This is a genomic window from Mesoflavibacter sp. CH_XMU1422-2 (assembly GCF_037029245.1).
Lineage (GTDB): Bacteria > Bacteroidota > Bacteroidia > Flavobacteriales > Flavobacteriaceae > Mesoflavibacter > Mesoflavibacter zeaxanthinifaciens.
In genome coordinates, this window is sequence record NZ_JAYMEE010000083.1 from 1 (window position 1) to 768 (window position 768).

1 protein-coding gene is annotated in these 768 nt (G+C 26.3%); it reads left to right on the plus strand.

Annotation, left to right across the window (positions count from 1 at the left end):
• Positions 1–32 precede the first annotated feature (32 nt).
• On the plus strand, positions 33–656 hold the full coding sequence (locus WA340_RS12750) for a hypothetical protein (protein ID WP_336129364.1): 624 nt from the start codon (positions 33–35) through the stop codon (positions 654–656).
• Positions 657–768 lie beyond the last annotated feature (112 nt).

The following is a 768-nucleotide window of genomic DNA, read 5'->3' on the forward strand; positions in this document are numbered from 1 at the left end:
ACCGTTAGCAGCAATTTAAGCCAAATTAACCGATGAAATATTCTATAACACTAATGCTTCTAATAGTAATTATTGCTTACGGAACAGTAATGGAAACTGAATTTCCTCTCATTGTAAATATTGTTTTGGTAATTTCATTGTTTATCACATTTTTTTTATGGGAATTTAATGTTCTGAATAAAAATTATAAATCTGACTTTAAAATGCGAAGTCAAAGAAAAGTAATTGACATATTTGAATTAATAAACGCAATTATTTGGACACTTTTACTGTCTTTTAGCAATGATAATTATAAAAATGTAATTTTCTTAATTTTAATATTTTGGGCATTTCCAATAACTCAATTGATTATGTGGTTTATTTATAAAAAGAAAAAACCATTTACACTTTTCATCAAAGACAATGAAGTTATTTTAAATAAGCGTTGGACTCAAAAAAGGAATCTGACTGAACTCACTCAAATCCAATTTGACCGATTCAGTAAAAATTTAAAACTTGATTTCAAATCAAAATCTGAAATATCAATAAAAACAACAGAATATAAAACAGAGGAAATTCAAGCTTTATTGAAAATTCTAATTGAAAAATCAGAAAATAAAGTTTTTATCCCAAATAATTATAAACCGAAAATAAAAACAGCTGCTAACAATGTATAAATTCAATTGCGGCTGAATTTCCTACGGAAATTCATTGCAATTTTCTATCTTTCAGTCTAAATCGGAAAATCGTAACCGATTTTCCGCAACTGAAATTTATACGCTAACGTTG

Coding starts and splice junctions, on each gene's coding strand:
- WA340_RS12750 (WP_336129364.1), top strand. CDS start 33: ATGAAATATTCTATAACACTAATGCTTCTAATAGTAATTATTGCTTAC.